Origin of the sequence: Nocardioides sp., from assembly GCF_051876515.1 — a bacterium.
Lineage (GTDB): Bacteria > Actinomycetota > Actinomycetes > Propionibacteriales > Nocardioidaceae > Nocardioides.
On record NZ_JBJEHY010000182.1, the window covers coordinates 1 to 7664 of the forward strand.

7 protein-coding genes are annotated in these 7664 nt (G+C 72.9%); all 7 read right to left on the reverse strand.

Features of this window, described 5'->3' with window-relative positions; translation table 11 throughout:
* Window positions 1–50: 50 nt before the first annotated feature.
* Complete coding sequence (locus ACI379_RS13495) at window positions 51–284, reverse strand: DUF3040 domain-containing protein (RefSeq protein WP_439792609.1); 234 nt, start codon at window positions 282–284, stop codon at window positions 51–53.
* Between the two features lie 100 nt (window positions 285–384).
* Window positions 385–1557, reverse strand: coding sequence for a DNA polymerase IV (dinB, locus tag ACI379_RS13500; protein WP_439792610.1), 1173 nt, complete (start codon window positions 1555–1557; stop codon window positions 385–387).
* 72 nt (window positions 1558–1629) lie between these two features.
* Window positions 1630–2361, reverse strand: coding sequence for a class I SAM-dependent methyltransferase (locus ACI379_RS13505; RefSeq protein ID WP_439792611.1), 732 nt, complete (start codon window positions 2359–2361; stop codon window positions 1630–1632).
* A gap of 19 nt (window positions 2362–2380) precedes the next feature.
* Window positions 2381–6217: a DNA polymerase III subunit alpha gene (locus ACI379_RS13510; RefSeq protein WP_439792612.1), complete on the reverse strand. Its 3837-nt coding sequence runs from the start codon at window positions 6215–6217 to the stop codon at window positions 2381–2383.
* The gene (locus tag ACI379_RS13515) at window positions 6207–6644 is read right to left on the reverse strand and encodes an SAV_6107 family HEPN domain-containing protein (RefSeq protein ID WP_439792613.1); all 438 of its coding nucleotides are present in this window, start codon (window positions 6642–6644) and stop codon (window positions 6207–6209) included. The genes ACI379_RS13510 and ACI379_RS13515 overlap by 11 nt, the downstream gene beginning before the upstream one ends.
* An 11-nt stretch (window positions 6645–6655) precedes the next feature.
* Window positions 6656–6979: a DUF6504 family protein gene (locus ACI379_RS13520; protein ID WP_439792614.1), complete on the reverse strand. Its 324-nt coding sequence runs from the start codon at window positions 6977–6979 to the stop codon at window positions 6656–6658.
* A gap of 242 nt (window positions 6980–7221) precedes the next feature.
* Window positions 7222–7664, reverse strand: a 443-nt coding sequence (locus tag ACI379_RS13525; protein WP_439792615.1) for a hypothetical protein, incomplete at its 5' end; no start/stop codon positions are given.

A 7664-nucleotide genomic window follows, 5' to 3' on the forward strand; every position in this document is an offset into this window, starting at 1 on the left:
GAGTTGCCGCAAGGCAACCAACCGAAGGAGTGTCCCAATGAAAGTCATCCTTATGCGACCATCACGACGAACCCGAGGACGCCCAGCAGCGGCTGCCCCATGAGGACACCGACCACGAGCAGCCCGATGCCGAGGACGAGCACGGCGCCACCGAGGACGACCCGGCGGCGGGTGACCTGCTGCTGACTGGTGCCACGCAGGGTCGAGGCGAGTTTGGGGTCCTCCTCGACGAGGGCGCGCTCCATCTGCTCGAGAAGGCGAAGTTCTTCCTCCGACAGTGGCACGGGGGCCTCCTCCTGGTGGTTCCGCGATACAGGCCAAGTCTAGGCACGTCGTTCCAGTTGGGTAAGGGCGACGTCGAAACAAGTTGCGCGGCTCCTCCTCTCACCGCACCAGACTCGCCGGACGCACCGCGTGAGGACCGAAGCGACGGGTCGCCCGGTCGACCGCCCGGTCGGCCTCCTGCCAGCCCTGCTCCCGCTCTCCGAGGACGAGCTGACGCTGCACACGCTCTGCCGGGACCAGCCCCTCCACCCGTACGCCGACCAGGCGGATCCTGGCCCGCTGCAACCCGAGGGCGTCGTGGAGACGGACGGCGGCCCGGTGGATCTCCATCGTCACGTCCGTCGCCTCGGGCAGGGTGCGCGAGCGGGTGAGGGTGGTGAAGTCGGCGAAGCGGATCCGGATCGTGACCGTCCGTCCGGCCACGCCCGCACTGCGCATCCGGCCCGCGACCTTGGCCGAGAGCCGCAGCAGCTCGCGCACGACGACCTCGCGGTCGTCGGTGTCGTGGGCGAAGGTCTCGTCGGCCCCCATGGAGCGTTCGGGGGCGTGCGGGCCGCTCCGCACCACCAGCTCACGCCGGTCGTTGCCCCAGGCCAGGTCGTGGAGGTGCCCTCCCTGGTGGTCACCCAGCGCACGTTGCAGGGTCCGCCGGGGGGTGTGGGCGAGGTCCCCGACCGTCATCAGGCCGAGCCGGTGGAGCATGGTCCGGGTCTTCTCCCCCACGCCCCACAGCTCCCCCACGTCGAGGGGGTGCAGGAACGAGGTCACCGTCCCCGGATCGACGACCACGACCCCGTCCGGTTTGGCGCGCCTGGAGGCGAGCTTGGCCACCGAGACCGTCGCCGCCACCCCGACCGAGCAGGTGATGCGCTGCTCGTCGTGCACCAGGGCGCGCACCTGTTCCGCGATCTGGCACGGGTCACCGAGGCGGCGGGCGGAACCTCGTACGTCCAGGAACGCCTCGTCGAGCGAGATCGCCTCGACCAGCGGTGTCACCCGCCGGAAGATCTCCATCACCGAGGCCGACACCGAGGCGAACTCCTCGAAGTCCGGCGGGATCACCACGGCCTGGGGGCACATCCGCCTGGCTCGTGTCATGGGTTGCGCCGAACGCACGCCGTGGCGCCGGGCCAGGTAGTTGGCCGAGAGCACGACGCTGCGGCTCCCGCCGCCCACGATCACCGGGAGCCCGGCGAGGTCGGGCCGGTCGCGGGTCGCGACCGAGGCGTAGAACGCGTCCATGTCGACGTGCAGGAGCGGGGTCGCGGTCATCGTCGACCACGGCGGGGCGCCACCCTCCGGTCGTCAGCGCCGGCGAGCCGGCGCCGAGGGGACGCGTACGGGTCAGCGGCGCGCGAGCAGGTGCAGCTGGGACGCGAGCGGGAAGTACTCCGGACGCGTCGCCACGGCGCGCTCGAGCTCGACCAGCGCCGCGCTGGCTCCCGCCTCGAGGTCGAGCAGCGATCCGGGGACCAGATCGGCGAAGACCCGCACCGCGTGCACGGCGAAGGGGTCGAGCCCGGCAGCGGTGAGGAGGCTGCGGATCTCGTCATGGGTGAAACGGCGGCCCCGCGGGGTCTCCGGGTTGTCGAGCAGCTCGCGGGCAGCCTGGAAGTGTCCAGCCATCGCGCGCGCCACGACCGCGGCGTGCAGCTGCCCCACCACGAGGCTGAGCACACCGCCCTCGCGCAGCGCGCCGGCCAGCGCCGAGAGTCCGGCGACCGGGTCGGGGACCACCTCGAGGACACCGTGGCACAGCACCACGTCCGCCTGCTCGGCGAGGCCGGCGAGGTCGGAGAGGTCTCCCTGCTGGGCGCTGACCAGGTCGGCGACACCGCTCTCACGGGCGCGACGGTCCAGCGACGCCAGCGCGTCCGGGCTGGGGTCGATGACCTGGACCCGGTGGCCCTGCTGGGCCAGCGGGACGGCGAAGCCGCCGGTGCCGCCGCCGATGTCGATGATGCGCAGTTGCCCGTCGGGGGCGGGGCGAAGGCCCTCGAGCGCTTCGCACACTGCCTCCCAGACCACGCCGGTACGGACGGACTGACGACGTTCACTGGCGGTGGGACCGGGCATGGCCCCCACAGTAGTGGGTTCATCCCGGACTCCCGGGACTGCGATGCCACAGGTGTCGCGCGACGTCGCGCGCCGGCTCACCGGCCGGACGGATGTCGGCGTACGGGGACATCCGGAACCCGCTGCTGTGCACCAGCACCCGCCGGTGCTCGGGGCCGTCGGGCTGCGCCACCGGGCGGGCCAGCGCATCCTGCACCCGCCGCAGTCCCTCCTGCGCGCTGGGCGCCTCCTGCCAGAGCTGGTGCAGCGCCGGGAGCTCCCACGCGCCGGTCGCACGCAGTGAGACGCCGCGCCGGCCGGTGCGGCGCAGCTCGCCGCGCACCAGCAGCAGCCAGGAGTGGAAGACCGTCGCCGCGTGCGGCCCCTGGGCGTCGTCGAAGAAGGTCGCGTCGACCGGACCCGTGCCGTCGTCGAGGGTCAGGAAGACCACCCGGCGTCCGGACCGCACCGGGGGCGTCTGCGTGGCGACCTTCACCCCGGCCACCAGGAGCTCGCTGCGGCTGCGCCGCGACAGCAGGTCCTTGCTCCGGGTGACCCCGAGAGCGTCCAGGAACTCGTCGTACGGCGCCACCGCGTGCTGGCTGACGTCGAGCCCGAGGATCTCCAGCTCCGCGCTCATCCGGTCCTGGGTGGTCATCTCCGGCAGACCGGTGGCCAGCTCCTCGGAGCCGTCGCCGAGCGGGAGGGTGAGCTGCACCGAGTCGACCGGCGCCGGGACCGCAGCGGTCCGTGCCTGCGCGGCCGTCCTCCCCCACACGCCGTCCGTCGTCGGCGGGGCACCCTCCCGGGTCACCTGGTCGCTGCTGTTGCGGGCCGCGGCTGCCCCGGCCCGAGCCTGGGCGGCCACGGGGGTGCGGCGCGCCCCCAGCCCGCGCCCGCGCGAGACCCGGTCGGCGGCCCGGGCCTGACGGTCCAGCTCGGCCGCCTGCAGGAGCAGGTCACGTCGGGTGAGGCGACCACGGCGGTGCACCCCGAGCCCGCCGTCCCCGATCCCGTAGAGCTGGTCGAACCCACCGGCGAGCACCAACCGCTCCAGCACCGGCCGGGAGACCCGGGCCCGGGCGAAGAAGTCGGACAGCGAGACGTACGGGACCCGTTCCTCCTCCCCGGTCCCCCACGCCGTCTCCTGCCCGGGCACCGCACCACCACGGGCCGCCACGATCCGGTGGACCTCCGCCGTGCTGATCCCCTTCACCTCCGACAGCGCGAGCCGGATGGCGTACTGGTCCTCGACGCGCTCCACGCTGAAGTCGACCCCGGAGAGGTTGACGTCGAGCCCCCGGACCAGGACGCCGAACTGGCGGGCGTCCTGGAGGATCAACCGCTTGGGGTACATCCCCGGGTCGTGGGTGAGCACGCCGGCCAGGAAGTGCGCCGGCCAGTGCGCCTTGAGCCACGCCGACTGGTAGGTCGGCAGCGCGAACGCGGCGGCGTGCGCCTTGCAGAAGCCGAACGAGGCGAACGCCTCGAGCACCGACCAGACCTTGGCGACGAGCTCGACCGGGTAACCACGCCCGAGGGCACGGGGCCAGAACCACTCCTTGGTCCGCGCCATGCCCTCGACGTCGCCCAGCGCCCGCCGCTTCTCGTCGGCCTCCGCGTTGGTGACCCCCGCGAACTGCGCGATCAGCTCGATCACCTGCTCGTGGAAGACGACCACCCCGTGGGTACCCTGCAGGATCGGGCGCAGGTCCTCGTGGAGGTAGCGGGGGCTCTTCCACCCCTGCTTGGCCTCGAGGTAGGGGGTGATCATGTCGCTCTTGACCGGGCCGGGCCGGAAGAGGGAGATGTCGGTGATGATGTCCTCGAAGGTGTCGATGCCGGACTTGCCCACCAGCTCCCGCTGCCCGGGCGACTCGATCTGGAAGACCCCCAGGGTCTTGGCCTCGCTGATCATCCGGAAGGTGTCGGAGTCGTCGAAGGGGACCTGGTCGCGGTCGTCCAGGTCGATGTGCACGTCGTCGGTGCGGGCGACCTCGGCCACCGCGTGCGCCATCGCCGACTGCATCCGGATGCCCAGGACGTCGAGCTTGAGCAGGCCCAGCTCCTCGACGTCGTCCTTGTCGAACTGGCTCATCGGGAAGCCGGCGTACGACGCCTCCACCGGCGTGCGGTCCAGCAGCGTGGTGTCGGAGAGCAGGACCCCGCACGGGTGCACCGCGATGTGGCGCGGCAGGCCGTCGAGGCGCTCGACGAGGTCGAAGAAGAGGCCGAAGCGGTCACCCGTCAGCCCCGCCGAGCGCAGCTCGGGCAGGTCGCGCACCGCCTGCCGGGCGTCCCTGGCCCGAATGTGCGGGAACGCCTTGGCGATCGAGTCGATCTCCCCGGGCGGCATCCCGAGCGCCGCGCCGACGTCGCGCACCGCGTGCCGCACCCGGTAGGTGTCCATCATCGAGACGCACACGCACCGCTCCCCGCCGAACCGGTCGAGGATCGCCTCGTACACCTCGGTCCGGCGTGCGGACTCGACGTCGACGTCGATGTCGGGCAGCGAGGTGCGCAGGGGCGAGAGGAACCGTTCCATCAGCAGGCCGTGCCGGATCGGGTCGACGCCCGAGACCCCGAGCAGGTAGTTGACCAGGCTGCCCGCACCCGAGCCGCGGGCGGCCCGACGGATGCCCATCCGACCGATCAGGTCGGTCACGTCGGCCACGGTGAGGAAGTAGGAGGCGTACCCCAGCGTGCGGATCGTCTCCAGCTCGTCGACCAGCCGCTTCCAGATGACCTGGCGGGGGGCGCTGCCGTACCGGTCCCCGATCGCCCCCTCGCACCGGGCGGCCAGCGCGGCGTCGGCATCGGCGGCGCGGGCCGCGGAGCCGCTCAGCTCGAGCTCGGGGAAGTGGATCTCCCCGATCCCCAGGTCGGCACGCGGGTCGAGGACGCACCGCTCAGCCACCTCGCGGGTGCGCGCCAGGAGCCGTCGCGGCTCGTCGGGGCCGGCCCCGGCGAGCCGGCAGATCTCCTCCGCGATCTCGGACATCGCGGCGCCGGGCTTGAGGAACCCCTCGGCGTTGCCGCGGAAGGATGCCGGTCCACGGTGCCGCATCTGGGCCGACCCGAGCGGCACCAGCCTCCGGGCCGCGTCGAGCACGTCGATGGTCGGCGCGCCGCTCCGGTCGGCGTAGCGCACCGCGTTGGACAGGACCGTGCCCAGACCGGCCTCGTGGGCCACCAGCGCCATCCGGGCCGCGTGGTGCGAGGTGCCCGGGCCCCACTGCTGCTCACCGGTGGCCGAACGGCTGGCGGGCAACCGGTGCGAGACGAGCTCGACCACCAGGTTGTCGCGGGGAACGACCTCCTGCCAGGCGGCCAGCGCGCGACGAGCCAGGTCGGGGCGCCGCCGCGTGACGGCCGTCCCGACCTCCGAGCTGCTGCCCAGGAGGACCAGCACGTCTCCGCCGGCGAGGTGCTCGGCGAGCAGGTCGAGTGAGGCGACCGGCCGCCCACGCTCACCCGCCAGGTGGGTCGCCGAGACCATCCGGCACACCGCCGCCCAACCGGCCCGACCCTGCGCCAAGAAGGTGACCCGACCGGTGCCGCCCGCCTCGGGCGACACCTCCCGCACGGCACCCCCGCGCGCGGGGCTGCGCCGCACGCGGGAGGCGTCGTGCCACTCGGGGTCGCCCGGCACGGTGGAGGTCACGGCGAGCTCCACCCCCAGCAGCGGCCGGATCCCGACCCGTTCGCAGGCCTTGACGAACTTGACCGCGCCGTAGGTGCCGTCACGGTCGGTCAGGGCGAGGGCGTCCATCCCCTGCTCCGCCGCCCGCTCCGCCAGCGCGTGCGGGTGCGAGGCGCCGTACTGGAGGGAGTAGCCGGAGGCGACGTGGAGGTGGACGAAGGGGTCACGCGACACCGGAGTGCCCGGTCACCGCGAACTGCCACTCCACCGGGGCGTGCGGCACCAGCCCCAGCGACCGTTCGACCACGGCCAGGAAGCGGTCGGCGTCACGCACCAGGTCGTCGGCCTCACGCTCGCTGACCGCCCGCGTCGAGCCAGCCTCCGCCGCCGCCCGCTTGGGAGCGCCCGCGGCGAAGAACCGCGCCCACTCCTCCATCTCCGGGCACAGCTCGGCCAGGAGCACCCAGGCGTTCTTCTGGCGGGTGGCCCGCGGGGTCGGGTGCGCCCGGGCCGCCAGCAGGGCGGCGGTGGCGCGCAGTGCCGAGACGTGGGCGCAGGCGTACCGGGTGGGGACGTCGGAGGCGGTGACGGCCTCGCGCAACGACTCCGCGGCCCGGGACAGGTAGGAGTGCGTGGTGGCGGGGAGCAGGTAGGGATTCATCACGTCGCTCCTCAGTCCGCGCAGCCGACGAGCTGCCAGTGACCGTCGTGGCGGTCGAGCGAGAGGTCGAAGACCCCCCACTGCCCGTGCTCGGGCCGGGTGCCGCGTCCTGCCTCGACCCGCCAGGTCTCACGCTCGGCGAGCAGGTCCACCGCTCCCTCGGCCTCCGGCCGGCCCGCCTGTGCCACCGCACCGGCCGCCTGCCACCACGGCGTGGTCTCGACCCAGTGGGCCACCACGGAGCGCACCTTCCACAGCCGTCCGCGCCACAGGAACTGCTCGGGGTCCTCCCCTGCTCCCCGTCGCACCTCGACAGGGTCGTCGTACTGCCTCATCACACGCCTCCTCCAGCTCGTCTCGACCCCACCGGCGGCACCTCGAACGGCGCCGTTCGAACAGATGTTCGAACAAGATGAACGGTACCTCCCCCCTCCGACAGTCCGTCAAGAGGAACGCCCGTTGCCGCGACGTACGACACCACCCGCCGCTGACATTTCCGGGGTGGGCCGACACGCAGAACGGCCCGGCCACCTCGGGTGAGGTGACCGGGCCGTCGGGCCGGCTGGTGCCGGCAGGCTCAGCGGAAGGAGCGCAGGTACGCGGTGGTGTCCTTGTGCCAGATGAAGTAGATCAGCACGACGTCGAGGGCGAGGACCACCGACGACATCACCACGAAGCTGGTCGGCAGCTGGTTGGTCAGGCTGACCACCGCCACCAGGACGCCCACCAGGCAGGTGGCGGTGAGCCAGGTGCGCGGCCAGGTGTTGCCGCCGACCAGGCACGCGCCCAGGACCCAGACCAGCATCACGAACCACACCACCGCCACCACGGCCAGCTGGCCGAACTTGGGCACGATCGGGCTCTCCTTGAGCGCCTCCAGGCCCCCGGTGGCGAGGATCTCCCGGGCCGACGGGTTGCCCTCGCTCCAAGCCATGATGATCGCGTCGTTCTGGACCAGGGTCAGCACCGCGATCACCGCTGAGGCCAGGACGACGGCGACGAGCGTGCGCACCGCGTAGG